Annotated in this window: 15 protein-coding genes; 4 read left to right on the top strand and 11 right to left on the bottom strand. The window is 61.7% G+C overall.

What is annotated here, in order from left to right:
• Window positions 1–2 precede the first annotated feature (2 nt).
• Window positions 3–464: a nucleoside deaminase gene (locus K2Q04_RS00770; RefSeq protein ID WP_291157949.1), complete on the bottom strand. Its 462-nt coding sequence runs from the start codon at window positions 462–464 to the stop codon at window positions 3–5.
• A 35-nt stretch (window positions 465–499) separates the two neighbouring features.
• Between K2Q04_RS00770 and K2Q04_RS00765 the strand changes: the two genes are divergently transcribed.
• Window positions 500–1363: a pseudouridine synthase gene (locus tag K2Q04_RS00765; RefSeq protein ID WP_366935725.1), complete on the top strand. Its 864-nt coding sequence runs from the start codon at window positions 500–502 to the stop codon at window positions 1361–1363.
• On the top strand, window positions 1363–1929 hold the full coding sequence (gene rsmD / locus K2Q04_RS00760; protein ID WP_291157947.1) for a 16S rRNA (guanine(966)-N(2))-methyltransferase RsmD: 567 nt from the start codon (window positions 1363–1365) through the stop codon (window positions 1927–1929). Before K2Q04_RS00765 ends, rsmD begins: the two co-directional genes overlap by 1 nt.
• A gap of 9 nt (window positions 1930–1938) precedes the next feature.
• On the opposite strand, the gene K2Q04_RS00755 is transcribed toward rsmD, so the two are convergent.
• Together K2Q04_RS00755 and K2Q04_RS00750 are read right to left on the bottom strand one after the other, a co-directional pair.
• Window positions 1939–2535 (bottom strand): DUF2239 family protein, encoded by a 597-nt coding sequence (locus tag K2Q04_RS00755; protein ID WP_291157945.1) that lies wholly within the window; start codon window positions 2533–2535, stop codon window positions 1939–1941.
• A gap of 71 nt (window positions 2536–2606) precedes the next feature.
• Window positions 2607–3875 carry a sugar MFS transporter gene (locus K2Q04_RS00750; RefSeq protein ID WP_291157943.1) on the bottom strand — a complete coding sequence of 423 codons (1269 nt, stop codon included), beginning with the start codon at window positions 3873–3875 and terminating at the stop codon, window positions 2607–2609.
• Window positions 3876–4175: 300 nt separating this feature from the next.
• On the opposite strand from K2Q04_RS00750, the gene K2Q04_RS00745 reads away from it, so the two are divergent.
• Together K2Q04_RS00745 and bfr are read left to right on the top strand one after the other, a co-directional pair.
• A complete protein-coding gene (locus K2Q04_RS00745) occupies window positions 4176–4511 on the top strand; it encodes a hypothetical protein (RefSeq protein WP_291157941.1) in 336 nt (111 codons plus the stop codon).
• 143 nt (window positions 4512–4654) lie between these two features.
• Window positions 4655–5140: a bacterioferritin gene (gene bfr / locus K2Q04_RS00740; RefSeq protein ID WP_291157940.1), complete on the top strand. Its 486-nt coding sequence runs from the start codon at window positions 4655–4657 to the stop codon at window positions 5138–5140.
• 100 nt (window positions 5141–5240) lie between these two features.
• On the opposite strand, the gene mutL is transcribed toward bfr, so the two are convergent.
• The 8 genes from mutL to K2Q04_RS00700 form a co-directional block, all read right to left on the bottom strand.
• Window positions 5241–7070: a DNA mismatch repair endonuclease MutL gene (mutL, locus tag K2Q04_RS00735; RefSeq protein WP_291157938.1), complete on the bottom strand. Its 1830-nt coding sequence runs from the start codon at window positions 7068–7070 to the stop codon at window positions 5241–5243.
• Between the two features lie 29 nt (window positions 7071–7099).
• Window positions 7100–8455 carry a glucose-6-phosphate isomerase gene (locus tag K2Q04_RS00730; RefSeq protein WP_291157936.1) on the bottom strand — a complete coding sequence of 452 codons (1356 nt, stop codon included), beginning with the start codon at window positions 8453–8455 and terminating at the stop codon, window positions 7100–7102.
• A gap of 110 nt (window positions 8456–8565) precedes the next feature.
• Entirely contained in the window at window positions 8566–9984 is a 1419-nt protein-coding gene (locus K2Q04_RS00725; RefSeq protein WP_291157934.1) for a pitrilysin family protein, read from the bottom strand.
• A 5-nt stretch (window positions 9985–9989) separates the two neighbouring features.
• Window positions 9990–11351 (bottom strand): pitrilysin family protein, encoded by a 1362-nt coding sequence (locus K2Q04_RS00720; RefSeq protein ID WP_291157932.1) that lies wholly within the window; start codon window positions 11349–11351, stop codon window positions 9990–9992.
• Window positions 11352–11657: 306 nt separating this feature from the next.
• Window positions 11658–12134 (bottom strand): hypothetical protein, encoded by a 477-nt coding sequence (locus K2Q04_RS00715; RefSeq protein ID WP_291157930.1) that lies wholly within the window; start codon window positions 12132–12134, stop codon window positions 11658–11660.
• 62 nt (window positions 12135–12196) lie between these two features.
• On the bottom strand, window positions 12197–12706 hold the full coding sequence (lspA, locus tag K2Q04_RS00710) for a signal peptidase II (RefSeq protein ID WP_291157929.1): 510 nt from the start codon (window positions 12704–12706) through the stop codon (window positions 12197–12199).
• Complete coding sequence (gene ileS, locus K2Q04_RS00705; protein WP_291157927.1) at window positions 12703–15840, bottom strand: isoleucine--tRNA ligase; 3138 nt, start codon at window positions 15838–15840, stop codon at window positions 12703–12705. The genes lspA and ileS overlap by 4 nt, the downstream gene beginning before the upstream one ends.
• Window positions 15841–16009: 169 nt before the next feature.
• Window positions 16010–16936, bottom strand: a complete 927-nt coding sequence (locus tag K2Q04_RS00700; RefSeq protein WP_291157925.1) for a bifunctional riboflavin kinase/FAD synthetase — start codon at window positions 16934–16936, stop codon at window positions 16010–16012.
• Between the last annotated feature and the right edge of the window lie 4 nt (window positions 16937–16940).

The following is a 16940-nucleotide window of genomic DNA, read 5'->3' as shown; positions in this document are numbered from 1 at the left end:
CGCTACGAGCGGCGCTGTTCGAAGAAGTCTTTCAGCAGGAAGCTCGCCTCGGCTTCGCCGATGCCCGGATATATTTCGGGGGCGTGATGACAGGTCGGCTGGCTGAAGACGCGGGCGCCTTGCTCGATGCCGCCACCCTTCGGATCGCTCGCGGCATAGTAAAGGCGCTTGAGGCGCGCAAAGGAGATCGCAGCCGCGCACATCGGGCATGGTTCGAGCGTGACATAGAGACTGCAGCCGACGAGGCGCTCGTCCGCCAGTTCGGTGCAAGCCGCCCGAATCGCCAGAATTTCGGCGTGGGCCGTCGGATCGCAAAGCTCTCGCGTCCGGTTTCCTGCCGACGCCAGAACCCTGCCCTCGGCAGAGACTATGACGGCACCGACCGGCACCTCGCCGCGCCCGGCCGCCGCTTTCGCCTCTTCTAGCGCATGGGACATATGGCTTACGGCGTCCTTCGATGTCATAAGCTCGCTTCGCTCCCGAAAGCCCAGTGTTACCGATGGCCAAACCACCAAAATCCAAAGTCGCCGAACCTGCCGCTCCCGCGCCTGAGAAGCGGGATGCGCCGATGCGCATCGCCAAAGCCATGGCCCGCGCCGGGCTCTGCTCGCGCCGCGAGGCCGAACGCTGGATCGCCGATGGCCGCGTCAGCGTCAACGGCAAGCTGCTCAGAACCCCGGCCGTGGAAGTCGGGCCGGCCGACAAGGTGTTCGTCGACGGCAAGCCGCTGCCAACCGCCGAACCGCCGCAGCTCTGGCGTTATCATAAGCCGAAAGGCATCGTCACTACGCATTCCGATCCGGAAGGCCGGCCGACGGTTTTCGATAAGATGCCGCCCGAGATGCCGCGCGTCATCTCCGTCGGACGGCTCGATTTCAATACCGAAGGGCTGCTGCTGCTGACCAACGACGGCGCGCTTGCCCGCCATCTGGAGCTTCCCGCGAACGGCTGGGTGCGCCGGTATCGCGTGCGCGCAAAGGGCCGCGTTTCGCCGGCCGACCTTGCCAAGCTCAAGGACGGCGTCACTGTCGAGGGCGTCGCTTACGGGCCTATCGAGGCCTCGGTCGATAGCGTGCAGGGCGCGAACACCTGGCTTTCGATCTCGATCCGCGAAGGCAAAAATCGTGAGGTGAGAAAGGTGCTCTCGCACCTGGGACTCACGGTCAATCGCCTCATTCGCGTGTCCTTCGGACCATTCCAGCTTCTCGATCTCGCCCCCGGTGCGGTCGAGGCCGTGCGGCGGCGCATCCTCGTTCAGCAGCTAGGACCGAAGGCTTCCGAAGCGCTCGGATTTTCAGAGAGTCAGGCGGAGCGGAAGGCGCGGCATGCACGCGGCAAGGCTGCGAGCGAGGCGGACGATTGATGAGAGTCGTTGCCGGACGGTTCCGCGGCCGCGCTCTGCAAGCGCCCGAGGACATGAAAATTCGCCCGACGTCGGATCGCGTGCGGGAGAGCCTGTTCAATATTCTCGCGCATGGAATCGAGAATTTCTCGCTCAACGGCGCGCGCGTCATCGATCTCTTCGCCGGTACGGGCGCGCTCGGCATCGAAGCCGTCTCGCGTGGCGCTGCCTACTGTCTCTTCGTCGAGGAAGCGCCGGACGCACGTGCGCTTATTCGCACGAACGTCGAAAATCTGGGGCTGACTGGCGAGACGCGCATCTTCCGCCGCGATGCGACGGACCTTGGTCCAGCCGGCAATATGGAACCGTACGATCTCGCGTTTCTCGATCCGCCATACGGCAAAGGCTTAGGCGAAAAGGCGCTCGATGCGCTCGCGCAGGGCAACTGGCTGAAGCCCGGCGCGATTGCAGTGCTCGAAGAACGCGCGGGCGTGCCGCTGACGTTCTGCGATGGTTTCACGGTGCTCGATGCCCGCACCTACGGTGATACCGAGATCACGATCCTGAGGTTCGGCGAGCCGAGCTAAGCCGCCAGCTTACCGAACCGCATTTTCCGCTTCGGGCCCGAAAGCGCCGTCGGCCAGACTGTGCGTGTAATCGCGAACATCGGCCGACCATTTCGCGGTGAGTTTTTCGAACTGCTGGCGGTCACCGGCGAAGAGCGCGCGCGTCGCTTCTTCGAAGCCCGCGAGGTTTCCTGCCATCGCCGACATAAAGCGATAAGCCCGCTCCCTGGCCGTGCGAATGATTTCCGCATCGGCATTCTTGCGGCGCGCGTCGTCGACAAGTTTGCGTAGCGTTACCGACGCGCCGCCCGGCTGCGCGGCCAACCACTCCCAATGGCGAGGCAACAGCGTCACTTCGCGAGGCACCACTCCGAGTTTCGGCCGTCCAGGGCTGCGCGCCTCTTCTGCGCCCGTCGATGACGATGGAGACTTCTGAAGACGCGCGACGGGGATATCCGCCGATTCCCGCAAATCGAAATCAATCTGGTTGCCGGTGCTGTCATCGAAGATCAGCAGCGACATGTCCGGCTGTTTGGCGGAGCGCGTTCGAATTGCCGCGATCACCTCGGCACGCGAACCCGAGACAAAGCGACGGCGGCCATCGAACGCGGTGAAGTTATTGTCCATTTTCTTGCTCCAGCATCAGTTGGAGACAATATTACCCGGATAAAATTCGCGGTCAATATACCCGGGTAAAATTATTCAGCGCGCCATCCCTTTGCGCCAAAATAAAAAATGTAGAGGTAACTCGGCATGGCGAGCAGCGCGTACGCGAGCTGGAAATCGACGTGCTCCTTCAATAGCCCGAAGGCGTACGGCATCAGCGCGCCGCCGCAGATGGCCATGATCAGGAGCGCCGAGCCCGTCTCGGTATGAGAACCGAGCCCCCGTATCGCGAGCGGAAAGATCGCAGGCCACATCATTGCATTGGCGAAGCCGAGAGCGGCGATGAATGCGACCGAGGCGTATCCCGTCGTGAGGTATGCGCCGATCGTCAGCACGATGCCGAGCGCCGCCGAGATTGCGAGGTATGTTTGCTGGGAGAAGATGCGTGGAATGACGAGCAGTCCAGCAACGTATCCGACGAGCATCGCGAAGAGCGTGTACGATGTGAACAGTCGCGTTGCGTCGAGCGGCAGGCCGAAACCCGCTCCATAGAGACCGATCGCGTCCGCGGCCATCACCTCGACGCCGACGTAGAGGAAGAGGCAGAGCACGCCGAGCCAGAGGTGCGGAAACGCGAATATGCTCGAAGCATCGGGACCACTTCTCGGGCCATCCGCGTCGGCGGGAGCGGCTTTGAGGTCGGGCAGCTTCGAGCGAGCAATCCACAAGCCCAGCAATGCGAGCAGTGCCGCCATCAGCATGTAGGGCGCGTGCACGCGGGCAGCGAAAGCATCGAGCATTGCTTCGCGAGCCTCAGCGGTCGGCGCGCTCGCCACGTCAGCCTCGAAGCTATCGACGCCCTTCAGCACCAATGCCGCGAAAAAGATGGGCGCGATTACGCCCGCGAACTTATGGCAGATGCCCATGAGGGCGACGCGGCGCGCGGCCGTCTCGTGCGGGCCCAAGATGCAGACGTACGGGTTGGACGCCGTCTGAAGAAGCGACAGTCCCGCTCCGATGACGAAGAGCCCGGCAAGCGTGCCGGAATACTGGCGCATCGTCGTGAACTCACCGAACAGGATGGATCCCGCCGCCATGACGAAGAGGCCGATCGCCATGCCTTGCTTCATGCCCGTTCGACGCAAAATCGCCGACGCGGGGAGCGCAAGGAAGAAATACGAGAGATAGAACGCCATCGGCACGAGGAAGGCGTTCACATCATCGAGATTGAACGCGAGCTTGACGAAGGTGATCAACGGCCCGTTGAGCCACGTCACGAAGCCAAAGATGAAGAACAGGACGCCGATGGCGATGACGCCGCCCGTTTGATCTGCCGGGGTCCGAAGGCTCGCTGAGCTCAAGGCAGGCTCTGGCAACGGCTTAATCCTAAGTCGGACCAATCTGGAAACCACGAGTACTGCCGGCTTCACCCCGGAAATCACTGCCCGGACCACGTGGCGGCGACGCCCCGCCGCAGGTAAAGTCTACCTCCACACCGCGAATTTACTCAGATTACTTTGATTCCTCTCGCTCGGCGTACTATGTCCAATAGGTAAAAAAGGGTGCTTGACGAAAGTATACTTTTTTGACCAACTAACGCTCGATATCCCTACCGGGTGTCCGATGCCGGGGCCTTGAACCCCGTTTGATTGGAGCCGAAATTGATAGTCTGCTCGTGCGCCGTAATATCTGACCGCGATATTGATATCGCCGTCTCCGAAATCATGAGGGCGGGCCCCGGCCTCTTGCCGACGCCGGGCGTCGTATTCCGGCACCTCAACAAAAAGATGAACTGCTGCACGTGTGCGCCTGTAACGGTCGCGGTCATTTATGAGGCCATGGACCGCTTAGAGAAGACAACGCGCGTTTGCCCGTTCGTTCTTGCCGAAGCACGCGCCAAACTCATCCGCATCGAAGAACGGCGGATGCAGCGGCAGCAACGCATTAATGCAGAAATTGCGCGGCGGGGCCGGAAGCCACAACGCGCCATCGCGTAGGGCTCTGAAAAACTTTATCTATTTCTTCCGTCCAACTTGGCGGAAATCCTCTAGTTAAGCCCGTTCTAATCCGCTACTTGTCTACTTTAGAATGCTTCCGGACTTCGAGGCCGGGAGCATCAGGCAGATTTTTGGAGCGGCACATGAAGGGCAACGACGAAGTCATCACCCGGTTAAACGAGGCGCTGAAACTCGAGCTGGGTGCCGTAAACCAATATTGGTTGCACTTCCGGCTTCTCGATAACTGGGGCTACAAAAAGCTCGCCAAGAAAGAGCGCAAGGAATCCATCGAGGAAATGCACCATGCCGATCGGCTCATCGATCGCATCATCTTCCTCGAAGGCCATCCGAACCTGCAGTACGTCGCGCCGCTGATGATCGGCGAGAACATCAAGGAAGTTCTCGAATGCGATCTCAAGGGCGAGAACATCGCCCGCGACTACTATAAGACGTCGCGAGAGATCTGCTTCAACCTTGGCGATTACGTGTCGATGATGCTGTTCGACGAACTCCTGAAGGACGAGGAGAGCCACATCGACTTCCTCGAGACGCAGCTTGAGCTTCTGAACTCTATCGGCGTCGCGCTCTACAGCCAGCTCAATGCCGAGAGCGGCGACGAATCCGACTGATTGTTCGGCGCTGGCGACACGGGTTCCGCGCGTCGCCAGCGCCGTTTGGTTTGCCGCTTGCGACTGCGCTCCGCGCAGCCGGCCGCAAGCGCCGCTTCGTTTATCTCCGCCCGAACAGGCGCTCGATGTCGGTAAGCTTCAGCGCCACGTATGTCGGGCGGCCGTGGTTGCACTGGCCTGAATAGGGCGTCGCCTCCATCTGGCGCAGCAGCGCGTTCATCTCTTCGACCGTCAGCCTGCGTCCCGAACGGACACTACCGTGGCAAGCCATGCGTGACGCCACGCTGTCGAGGCGGTCTTTCAGCGCCCGCGCCGTCCCGTCGCTGCGAAGCTCCGCTGCGAGATCCTTGACGAGGCCCTCGACGTCCGTTTCGCCGAGAAGTGCAGGAACTTCACGAACCGCGACTGCACCTTCCCCAAAGCTTTCGATCACGAGGCCAAGCTCCGTCAGCTCGTCGCTGCGCGCGACGAGGGTGACCGCATCGTCATCATCGAGTTCGACGATGGCCGGAATCAGAAGCCCTTGCCGCGCGACGCCTCCATCGGCGAGCGCCGCCTTAAGCTTCTCGTAGACGAGGCGTTCGTGCGCAGCGTGCTGATCGACGATGACCAGCCCGTCGCGCGTCTGGGCAACGATATAGTTTTCGTGGACCTGCGCTCTGACTGCACCGAGCGGCTTGTCGATGGTCTGCTCGGCCACCGGCTCGGTGAACGTCCGCGCATCCGCGCTCGGTGCGTCGAACACGGCAAACGGTGTCTGCGTTCCTGCAGCAAAGCTTCCGGAGACGACTGGCGAGGCTCGCGGCGGCACCCATTGGCCGTTTGTATTCGATGAAGGCGGCGGAGACATTGCCGCGCTCGGCAAGATACCTGCTGCAAAGCTTTCAACCGTCAGCACACCGCCTTGCGCGGACGCTCTATGACCGGCTGTCGCAAGAGCATCGGAAAGCGCCCGCACCATCAGCGCTCGCACGCGCCCGGCGTCGCGAAACCGAACCTCCGCCTTGGCGGGATGCACGTTCACGTCGACGTCGGATGGCGCGACATCGAGAAACAGCGCGAGAAGCGGCGAGCGGCCGCGCGGGATGAGATCGCCGTATGCGGCGCGGACGGCGCCGATCAGCAGCTTGTCCTTCACCGGGCGGCCATTGACAAAGAGGAACTGCTGCGTGCTGTCCTGCCGGTGAAGCGTCGGCAGACCGGCGAAGCCGAACACGCGCATCGGCGCGGACGCGCCGTTTCCCGCACCCGATACTTCGAGCGCGTCATCCATGAACTCGCGCCCCATGATGGCGCCGATCCGCTCCAGCCAAGCGGCGGAGGATCGATCGCCGCGCGCGAAGACCGCTGGCTTCTTTTCGCCCGTCTGCAGCGTAAAGCCGATATCGGGATGGGCCATCGCGAGGCGTCGCACGACGTCCGTCACCGCCATGGCTTCGGCGCGTTCGGACTTCAAAAATTTGAGGCGGGCGGGCGTCGCGGAAAAGAGATCGCGCACTTCGACGACCGTACCGCGATTGACGGCGGCCGGGCCGACCGGTGCTTTCGATCCGCGTGTGACGGTGACGGCCGCGCCCTGGTTTGCATCCGCAGGCCGCGATCGGATTTCGAGGCGGGCGATCGAGCCGATGGACGGCAGGGCTTCGCCGCGAAAGCCGAGGCAGCGAATGTCGAAGAGATCTTCTTCATCGAGCTTCGAGGTTGCGTGACGCTCGACGGCGAGGACGAGATCTTCCGGCGTCATGCCGGAGCCGTCGTCCGTCACGCGGATGAGCGAAAGGCCGCCGCCCGAGATGACGATCTCGATCTGCGTCGCGCCCGCGTCGATCGCGTTCTCGACGAGTTCCTTGACGACGCTCGCCGGGCGCTCGACGACTTCGCCCGCTGCGATGCGGTTGACCGTCTCTGGCGAAAGCTGCCGGATCGCCACCCCGTCCGTCCCCTATCGAAAGCGCTTGCTCAAGCGCCTTTCGCGAGGCGCTCCTTCGTCAAGATTTTCGCAAGCTCGACTGCCGGCTGATCGAAGGGATCGACGCCCAGCAGGCGACCCGCGAGAATCGTTTCGATCATAAAGTGCATCGCCAGCGCGCCGATGGTTTTTTCGTCGAGTTTTGCAATGTCGATTGTTCGCACCGGACGCCCGGCGCGGGCCAGCGCCTCAGGAACGGCGTGCGATTGGGCGGCGACGATATCGCCGACGGTGTGGCCGCCGAGCATATCGGCGCCAGCGATGCGCGCGAGATCAGGATCGATGCGCGGGCCAACGCCCTGGCTCGCGACGCGAACGACCGTCAGATAATGGTCGCGCGGGCCGTCCATGAAGAGCTGCAGCTGGCTGTGCTGATCGAGCGGACCGAGCGCGCCGAGCGGCGTCGTGCCTTCCCCGCCCTTGCCCAGGCTTTCCGCCCAAAGTTGTACGAACCAAGCGGCGAGGCGTCCGAGCCTGTCGTTGTAGGGCATCATGACGAGCGTCGAGACGCCCTTCTCTTTCGAAAGCGCTACTGCGGTCGCGGCTCCGACGGCGGGCGCAAAGTCCTGCGGCTTGCTGGACGCGAGCAGCGCATCGACGACGCCCTTCGCTCCCGCACGGATGGCGCGGGGATCGAGGCCACGCGCGATGGCTGGCATCAGGCCGACGTTGGTCAGGCACGAGAAGCGGCCGCCGATGCCGGTGTGATGCTCCAGCATCGGAATGCCGAATTTCGAGAACAGCGTTCTGAGGCCGTTCGCTTTGCCGGGCTTGTCGGGCTCGGTGATGCCGAGGAAGAGTTTCGGAATCTCGGCTTCGAGACCTACCTCTTTGACGGCCGTCAGCGCCGCGATGGCCTGCGCCAATGTCTCCGCAGTGCCGCCGGACTTCGACGTCACGATGAAACGCGTGGATGGGAGATCGAGCGACTGGAGGACGCTTTGCAGCGTGCCGCCGTCGAGGTTGGCGTAAAAGCGGGTGCGGGGCCTCGTACGCTGTCCGGGCAAAGCGACGCCGGCGATATTCCATCCCGCGAATTGAGCGAACAGTTCGCCGCCGAGGCTCGATCCGCCGGTCCCGAAGAACACGATCGTTTTCGCGCCCTGGCTCAGCCGTGCGTATGCCGCCTCGGCGTCGGCGATGTCCTGATCGTCGTCGGCGATCCGAAGAAGCGGGAGCTTGCCGGTCCGATAATCATCCTTCAGGGCTTCGACTTGGGGGCCGATGCGATCGAGCCATGCCGAATGCTCAGAAGGCGCGAGGCCGTATTCGCCTATCACGCCTTCGAGGCATCCTGCGATGCTCTGCTGAAACGTACGTCCGTCGTGCCGGTGCCCGTCTTGCATCGCCGCTCAACGCTCCTTGTTCAAATCCCGTCCGGCCTAGCCGATTTCAGATGTGCGGCCAAGAGCGCAGAAAGAAGCTGACAAAGAGCTTGCCGGGCGGCGAAGCGACCCTAGCCGCGATCGGGTGCGGCCAGGACCGGTTGCAACGCTGCGGGCGACGCCGATTTCATGCCGGTCGGCTTGCCGACGATCGTGACGACGAGATCGTCCGGCTTCAGCAGCCTCGCGGCGACCCGCTTGGCATCCTCGACAGTCACCGCGTTGATGAGCTTGTTGCGGTTTTCGACGTAGTCCGGGCCGAAGCCTTCCTGCATCAGCCCTAAGAGCTGAGAGGCGATCTTCGAGTTCGTGTCGAAGCGCAACGCGTACGAGCCGGTGAGATAATCCTTGGCCGCCTGGAGATCCTCCTTGCTCGGACCATTCTCCGCCATCTTCTTCAACTCGTTGCGGATGATGGCGAGGCTCTCACCCATCGACGCGTTCTTCGTCGCGACGCTGCCGACGAGAATGGATGTCTGCTGGTAGGGCTGGACGTAGGTGTACACGGAATAGGCAAGTCCGCGTTTCTCGCGCACCTCTTCCATCAGCTTGGCGGAGAAGCCGCCGCCGCCGAGGATGTGGTTGACGACGAATGCCGTGATGAAGTCCGGGTCCTTGCGCGGCATGGCGCCGAGCCCGAACACGGCGACCGACTGCGGCACGCCCATCTCGACGATCTTCTGGCTTCCGCCCTTCGCCGGTTCCGTCTGTGCGACGGGGAAGAGATCGGCTTTCGCCGGCAGGGGCCCGAAGACATCGTCAATGAGCTTGCCGAGTTCGGCGGCCGTAATGTCGCCCACGGCGACGATCTTCAGGTTGTCGCGCGCGAACGTCCGCTTGTGATAATCGAGGAGATCGTCACGCGTGATTTTCGCGACGGAGTCTACCGTGCCGTTCGAAGGGCGCGCGTAGGGATGTCCGGCAAAGGCCTGCGCGTACCATTCGCGCATCGCGACCTTCTCGGGGTCCTTGTCGGCGTAGATCAGATTGGCCGTCAGCTGCTGGCGGATGCGCTCAATAGCGTCGGTGTCGAAGCGCGGCTTCTGGACCGAAAGTTTCAGCAGCTCGACAGCCTTGTCGCGGTTCGCCGATAGTGTCTCGAACGACCCGTAAAGCGAGTCCTTGCTGTCGTCGTAGCTCATACGCATGGCGATATCTTCCATGCGCTCCTGATATTCCTGGGATTTGATGTCGCCAGCGCCCTCATCCATCATCGCGGTGAGGAAGTTGGCGAGGCCGGGCTTCCCTGGCGGGTCCTGGCTGTTGCCGCCGTCGAAGGCATACCGCATCGAAATCAGTGGAACGCTGTGCTCTTCGACGAGCCAAGCTTCAATTCCGCCGGGGGATTTTATCTGCTGTATGTTCATTGCGGCTGCTGGGTGACTGACGGATGCGGTAAACAACAATGCCAGAGCAGGAATAGCCAAGGCTATGTTGGGGCGGACTGCCTTGCGAACAAGCTCGGCGGCCGCACGATAAGAACCTATCATCAATGTCACCTCAATTCGCCGGACGGTGATGGGGCAGAAAGATCTTCAACTTGCGCGACGCCCGACTGATCGGGAACGAGATAACCTGTCACGGAATCGTTGAGGTCGAGATACTTGGCGGCGGCTTTCTTGACGTCCTCCGCCGTCACTTTCGAGATATTGGCGGGCCAAGCCTCGACGTCCGCTACGGTCCGGCCGACGGCGAGATTCCAACCGTAACGGCGCGCCAGCGTCGCCTGGTTGTCGCTGTCGTAGACGTAGTCGGCCAGATAGCTGTTCTTGGCGCGCGTCAATTCCTGTTCCGTCACACCGTTCTTCACGATGTCGGCCAGAACCTCGTCGGAGGCAGCCTCGACCTTCTCGAGCGGCACGCCGTCGGCTGCGACCGCGTAGAGCGAGATCGTTCCGCCATCGAGGCCGTAGCCCGAGTAGTCGCCGCCGGCACTCGAAGCGAGCTTCTGTTCAACGACGAGCTTCTTGTAGATGCGGCTCGTCGATCCAGAACCCGCGATCTTCATCAGGATATCGAGCGCTTCGGCTTCACCGGGCTTGGCCGTGACGTAGCTCGGCGCCTGATAGTAGCGCTGGAACGAATAGTTGCCGGCGCGGGGATCCTTCAGCGTTAACCGGCGCGGCACGAGCTGCGGCGGGTCGGTCGGGCGGTTGCGAGTGGTGGTAACGGTCGGGTTCGAAGGAATCTTGCCGTACGTTTCGTCGGCGAGCTTCTTGACCTCATCGACGGTCACATCGCCTGAAACGACGAGAATGGCGTTATTCGGCGCGTAGTAGTGCTTGTAGAAATCGAGCGCGTTCTGGCGCGAGAGCTTTGCCATCTCGTGGTACCAGCCGATGACCGGCTTGCCGTACGGATGGTTCAGATAGAGCGCCGCATTCATCTGCTCATCGAGGATAGACGAAGGGTTGTTCTCGATGCGCGAACGGCGTTCCTCGAGAATGACGTCGCGCTCGGTCAGAACTTCCTTCTCGTCGAGACGAAGGTTGACCATGCGGTCGGCTTCCATCTCCATCATCTTGCCGAGGCGGTCCTTGGCGACGCGCTGAAAGTACGCCGTCGCATCGTTGCCGGTGAAAGCGTTGTCCTGGCCACCGAGCCGGCCGACGATCTTGGAGAACTCGCCGACGGGAATCTTGTCGGTCGACTTGAACATCAGGTGTTCGAGGAAGTGCGCGATGCCGGAGGTTCCGCGCACCTCGTCGGCCGCGCCGACCCTGTACCAGACCATGTGGGTCACGACGGGCGACCGGTGGTCGGGAATGACGACGACATCCATGCCGTTCGACAGTTTGAACTCGGCGGCGCGGGTGGCGCCGTCGGCGGCGTGAGCTTGTGGATTCACTGCGAGCATGAGCACTGCCAATGAGGTTAAGAGGCTAGACCGGAAGCACGTCGCAAGACGCATTATGGCGATCCTTCGAACCGTAAACGATAAAGCGCAGCGTGACGTTTTTCATCCTAAACCGAACCCAGTAGCCGGGGATTTACTTTAGCTAAAATGGAATAGGACGCCCGCGTGCGAAATGTACCGCCAGTGAGCGGCAGTTAGGGAATGAAAGTCAAATGACAAGGCGTTCATCTGCGGCCGTTAACATGCGGCGCAATCAGCACTTTTGTGCGACAGAAAAGATTTCGTTATGGGGCCGTTGAGCCGAATTCACTGAGTTTGGGAATCGTCGTCGGAGTCGTCGGCATTGGTCGAGCCGGTCGTCCATTTCTTGACGGCATTGAAGATCGACGGCTTGCAAGAGCCGAGCGGGCCCGAAGCCGCATCGGCTGAGTCATCACCTCGGGCCTTCGGTTCTTCGTAGTTCTTCCTGCAGTACTCAGCCTGCTGTCTCTCGAGATCAGCTTGCGAGACCTTCAGCTTTTTGTCGGGATCTTGAATTTCGGCGAGCGAAGGCTGATCCACCTTGCCGCTGCCCGGCGGCGGTAGGGCCTCGAGGCCGGGGGGAACCACCAGCGGCTGCCGGGCCGCCATCTTGGGATCGCCCTTGGGTCCGCTGTCGCCGTTCAAGCCCATGGCGTCGAAAACTTTGCCGTTCAGCTGAACGCCATCAATACCGCCGCAGCCTGCCAAGAACAGCGAGACCGTGACGCAGAGACCGATTTTTCGACCCAATTTCAACGACATGCTTATTTGCTCGTGCCATTAACCGACACGCCCCCGAGCCCGGATAAGCCGACTTTACGGCGCTAATGCGACTCGCCCCTCAAAGACTCATACAACAGGCCAATGACGCCAGCAACGATGGCCACATCGGCAATGTTGAAGACGTACCAATGGAAGCCGTAAGCGTGGAGCGAGAAGAAATCGGCGACGCCCCCAATCCGTAGCCGGTCAATCGCGTTGCCGATGGCGCCGCCGATGATCAGGCCCAGGCTGATCGCCATGAGCCGGCTTCCCTGCGACCAGTTGAGCCACAACCAGAGACCGGCGCTCGCCACGATCGCGAAGGCGACCAATAGATATTGGCCCTCGCGGCTTTCCTGATTGAACAGCGAATAGCTGACGCCGATGTTCTTCACGAAGACCAAATCGAGAAAGGGCGTGACCACGACGCGGCCCTTCGCCTCGATGCCGTAGACATCCAGCATCCAGAACTTGTGCGCCTGGTCGACGGCGATCGTCGCGAGCGCGATGGTGAGCGCGAGCGCTGCCCATCTGCTCCAGATGAGGCGTCGCGTTTCAGCCAACTCGCTCATGCCGTCGCTCCGGAATCTATTTCACGCATTGCCGCCGCATCGCGAGCCGACAGCTCGGGATAGTCGGGATCCGAGCCGACGTCCTTGGTGATGCGCCACGACCGCGCGCACTTCTTACCTTCCGCGAGTTTAACGACGACCCCGACGCCCGGCTCGTTCGGAAGCGTGAACGCGCCTTCCGGCGCTGGTTTGTCGGAGATCGCGATATCCGACGTGATGCAGACTTCCGCCATGTCGACACCGTCGAGACCCGACATCAGATCGGGATCGGTGACGTAGACTTCAGGCGCCGCTTCGAGAGACGAGCCGATTTTCTTTTCCGCGCGTGCGATTTCGAGTGCGCCCGTTACGACGCTTCTGACTTCGCGCACCCGATCCCACTTCGCCGCGAGATTATCGTCGCGCCATTCGCGCGGGATCTTCGGGAAGGGCAGCAGGTGCACGCTTGCAGTGCCCTCCGGCCGATACTGCAACCACGCTTCCTCGCTGGTAAACGAGAGGATCGGCGCGAGCCATTTGATCAGGGCGTCACACATTATGTCGATGACGGTCAGCGCCGACTTGCGCTTGGGGCTCGAGGGCGGCTCACAGTAGAGCGTGTCCTTGCGAACATCGAAATAGAACGCCGACAGCTCGGTGTTCATGAACTGCGACAGCAGACCGACGATCTTGCGATAGTCGTAATGCTCGTAGGCTTTGCGGATCTCGTGATCGAGTTCGGCAAGACGGTGCAGCATCAGGCGCTCGAGCTCGGGCATGCTCTTCGGGGATTGAGTGTCGCCATCGAAATGCGCGAGCGCGCCGAGCATCCACCGCAGCGTGTTCCTCAGCTTGCGGTACGTCTCGGAGAACGTCTTCAGGATTTCACCGCCGATGCGGAGATCATCGGAATAATCGGAAGCCGCAACCCAGAGCCGCAGTATGTCAGCGCCGGACTTCGCCATCACGTCTTGCGGCGCAACGACGTTGCCGAGCGACTTCGACATCTTCTGTCCCTTCTCGTCGAGGACGAAGCCGTGAGTCACGACGATGTCGTAGGGCGCTTCTCCGCGCGTGCCGCAGCTCTCGAGAAGCGACGAGTGGAACCAGCCGCGATGCTGATCGGAACCTTCGAGGTACATGACCCGGTCCTGGCCGCCGTCGCGTTTGCGCTTCAGGCCTTTGAAGCCCGGGAAGGCCGTCGGGTCTTCCAGCGTGAAGGCGTGCGTCGAACCTGAATCGAACCAGACGTCGAGCACGTCTTTGACCTGCTCCCACTTCTTCAGGTCTTTGGCAGGGACAAAGCCTTTGAGGAAGCGTTCCTTCGCGCCCTCCTCGAACCAGACGTCGGCTCCCTTTTCGGCAAACGCCTTTTGGATGCGCGCGATCAGCTCATCGGACTTTTCAAAGTCTGGGCCGGGGATGACCTGATCGGTTTCGATATTGCGGAAGACGGTGATCGGCACGCCCCAGGCGCGCTGCCGCGATACGACCCAATCGGGCCGGTTCTCGATCATGCCGTTGATTCGGTTCTCGCCCGCTTCCGGCACCCACGCGACGCGCTTGATTTCATCGAGCGCGATCTGGCGGAGTGTCGGCGAATTATGGCCTCTCTTGATTGCGTCGGGCGACTCTTCTTCGGAGAGCCGGCCGCCCGACGCGAGCGGTTTATCCATCGCGATGAACCACTGCGGCGTGTTCCGGAAGATGACCGGCTTCTTCGAACGCCACGAGTGCGGATACTGATGCTTCAGGCGGCCGCGCGCGATGATGTTGCCGGCTTCCGCCAGCGCTTTGATGACGGCGTCGTTGGCGTCGCCTTTGTCGCCGTTCTCCTTCAGCACGCGCTTGCCTTCGAAGCCGGGCGCTGCCTTCGTCATGACGCCGTCGGCGTCGACGGTGAACGGCACGGTCGTGTCGATGTCGCGATTGCGCAGCGCTTTCTGGTTCTTGATCCAGATGACGTAGTCGTCGGCGCCGTGGCCGGGCGCAGTGTGGACGAAGCCCGTACCTGTATCGTCGGTCACGTGATCGCCGTCGAGCAGCGGCACGTCGAATGTGTATCCGAGATCGCGCAGCGGATGCTCGCAGACGAGATGGCTAAGCTCGAAATTGGAGACTGCTTCACGTCTCTCATAGGCTTCGACCTTCGCCGCCTTCATAACGTCGGCTGCGAGCTTGTCGGCGAGGATGTAGCGATCGCCCTTCTTCGCCCAATTGTTTTCGGGCGCTTCCGTGACCTCGTAGAGGCCATACTCGATGCGCGACGAGAAGCTGATCGCGCGGTTCCCCGGGATCGTCCAGGGAGTCGTCGTCCAGATGACGACGGAAGCACCGTCGAGGTCTTCAGGCGTCTGCTCGGGATGGATCTCCGGCGGGATGTCCTTTTCAGCGGGCTCTTCGCTAACGGGCCGCGGCTTCGCGGGGAACTTCACCCAGATCATATCGGACTGATAGTCCTGGTATTCGACCTCGGCTTCGGCGAGCGCGGTCTTTTCGACGACGCTCCACATCACGGGCTTCGAACCGCGATAGAGCTGGCCGGACGCAGCGAACTTCATCAGTTCGCGGGCGATGATGCTTTCGGCGCGGTAGTCCATCGTCGAATAGGGACGCTCCCAGTCGCCGATGACGCCGAGGCGCTTGAACTCATCACGCTGAATGTTCAGCCAGTGAGCGGCAAACTTACGGCATTCATCGCGGAAGGCATTGATCGCGACGGGATCGGAGAAGTTCGGCTTCTCCTTGCCCTTGGCGCGATACTGCTCCTCGATTTTCCATTCGATCGGAAGGCCGTGACAATCCCAGCCCGGCACGTAGTTGGAATCGTGGCCGAGCATCTGCTGGGATTTGACGACCAGGTCCTTCAGGATCTTGTTGAGCGCGTGGCCGATGTGGATGTTGCCGTTGGCGTAGGGCGGCCCATCGTGCAGCGTGAACTTCACGCGGCCCTTTGACTGCGATCGGAGCTTTTCATAGAGGCCGATCTCGTCCCAGCGCTTCAGGAGCTTCGGCTCCAATTCGGGCAAACCGGCGCGCATCGGGAATTCGGTCGCGGGCAGGAACAGCGTCTTGCTCCAGTCGCGGCCGCCCTCGGCCGCCGGAGCTTGGGTTGCAGCGCCTGCCTTGCCGGCGGCCTTTGCGTCTTTCGACATCGGGTAAACTTTCAATTCCAAAGGAAATCAGCGCGGGTTCTAGCAACTGCGCTGCGGCTTAGCAAAGGCGGTGGGTTACCGGCCTTTTTCGTACGGGTATCCCGGCGTAAGTTGCGCCGGCGGCTGAATATTCGGTTCCGGCCCGCGGCCCATCCGTGGATGACGGATATCAGGCCTTCGCCAAGACCGCCTGCACCTTGGCGATATCTTCGTCCATCTGCGCAACGAGTTCCTCGACCGAGCGGAATTTGCGGTCGCCGCGAATGAAGTCGATGAATTCGACCTCCATTTCGCGGCCGTAAAGGTCGCCGCTGAATTCGAACAAGTAAACTTCGAGGACGGGCATGCCGTCATCGAATGTCGGGCGCGTACCAAGATAGGCCGCCGCATCGTGGGGCACGCCGTCGAAATACGCCCGGACCGCGTATATGCCGTGGCCGAGTGTCGTGCCCTTCGGCATCGGCAGGTTGGCGGTCGGATAGCCCATGTCCGTTCCGCGTTTGGCGCCGCCGACCACCCGGCCCGCGACGCGCCAGTGGGAGCCGAGCACGTGGGCTGCACCCTTCACATCGCCCTGGGCGAGATAGAGCCTTACCGCGGATGATGAAAACGGTTCGCCTGCTTCCGCTATCGGGGGCATGACGGTCACTCCAAAACCAAGTTCTTCTCCGGCGCGAACCATCAGCTCGGGGTTGCCGCCGCGATTATGGCCGAAATAGAAATCGTAGCCGATGACGACGTGGGCGACGCCAAGCCCCGCGACGAGCACACGCTCGATGAAATGTTCGGCGGTCAGCGCTGCGAGCTCGGCGTTGAATGGCTCAACGACGGCAATGTCGACGCCAAGCATCTCGAGGAGGACGAGCTTCCGTTTCAACGGGGTCAGACGGAAGTGCGCCTCGTTCGGCTGAAAGAACTCGCGTGGATGCGGTTCGAAGATCATCACCGATGATGGCGCCTTGGCTTTCCGCGCTTGCGTCTGGGCCTCGGTGATCAGCGCGCGATGTCCGCGATGAACGCCATCGAAATTTCCGATGGCGATGGCGGAGCCCCGAAACTCCGGCAAAACATGCTTGTGACCATGAATGACGTGCATGTCT

The organism is Hyphomicrobium sp., assembly GCF_019753045.1.
Classification (GTDB): domain Bacteria; phylum Pseudomonadota; class Alphaproteobacteria; order Rhizobiales; family Hyphomicrobiaceae; genus Hyphomicrobium_B.
This window is presented reverse-complemented; position numbering and strand designations above follow the sequence as displayed.

Excerpts from the sequence above, each read along its gene's own strand:
- K2Q04_RS00770 (WP_291157949.1), bottom strand. The coding sequence starts at position 464 with ATGACATCGAAGGACGCCGTAAGCCATATGTCCCATGCGCTAGAAGAG.
- K2Q04_RS00765 (WP_366935725.1), top strand. The coding sequence starts at position 500 with ATGGCCAAACCACCAAAATCCAAAGTCGCCGAACCTGCCGCTCCCGCG.
- rsmD (WP_291157947.1), top strand. The coding sequence starts at position 1,363 with ATGAGAGTCGTTGCCGGACGGTTCCGCGGCCGCGCTCTGCAAGCGCCC.
- K2Q04_RS00755 (WP_291157945.1), bottom strand. The coding sequence starts at position 2,535 with ATGGACAATAACTTCACCGCGTTCGATGGCCGCCGTCGCTTTGTCTCG.
- bfr (WP_291157940.1), top strand. The coding sequence starts at position 4,655 with ATGAAGGGCAACGACGAAGTCATCACCCGGTTAAACGAGGCGCTGAAA.
- K2Q04_RS00730 (WP_291157936.1), bottom strand. The coding sequence starts at position 8,455 with ATGCAAGACGGGCACCGGCACGACGGACGTACGTTTCAGCAGAGCATC.
- K2Q04_RS00725 (WP_291157934.1), bottom strand. The coding sequence starts at position 9,984 with ATGATAGGTTCTTATCGTGCGGCCGCCGAGCTTGTTCGCAAGGCAGTC.
- K2Q04_RS00720 (WP_291157932.1), bottom strand. The coding sequence starts at position 11,351 with ATGCTCGCAGTGAATCCACAAGCTCACGCCGCCGACGGCGCCACCCGC.
- K2Q04_RS00715 (WP_291157930.1), bottom strand. The coding sequence starts at position 12,134 with ATGTCGTTGAAATTGGGTCGAAAAATCGGTCTCTGCGTCACGGTCTCG.
- lspA (WP_291157929.1), bottom strand. The coding sequence starts at position 12,706 with ATGAGCGAGTTGGCTGAAACGCGACGCCTCATCTGGAGCAGATGGGCA.
- ileS (WP_291157927.1), bottom strand. The coding sequence starts at position 15,840 with ATGTCGAAAGACGCAAAGGCCGCCGGCAAGGCAGGCGCTGCAACCCAA.
- K2Q04_RS00700 (WP_291157925.1), bottom strand. The coding sequence starts at position 16,936 with ATGCACGTCATTCATGGTCACAAGCATGTTTTGCCGGAGTTTCGGGGC.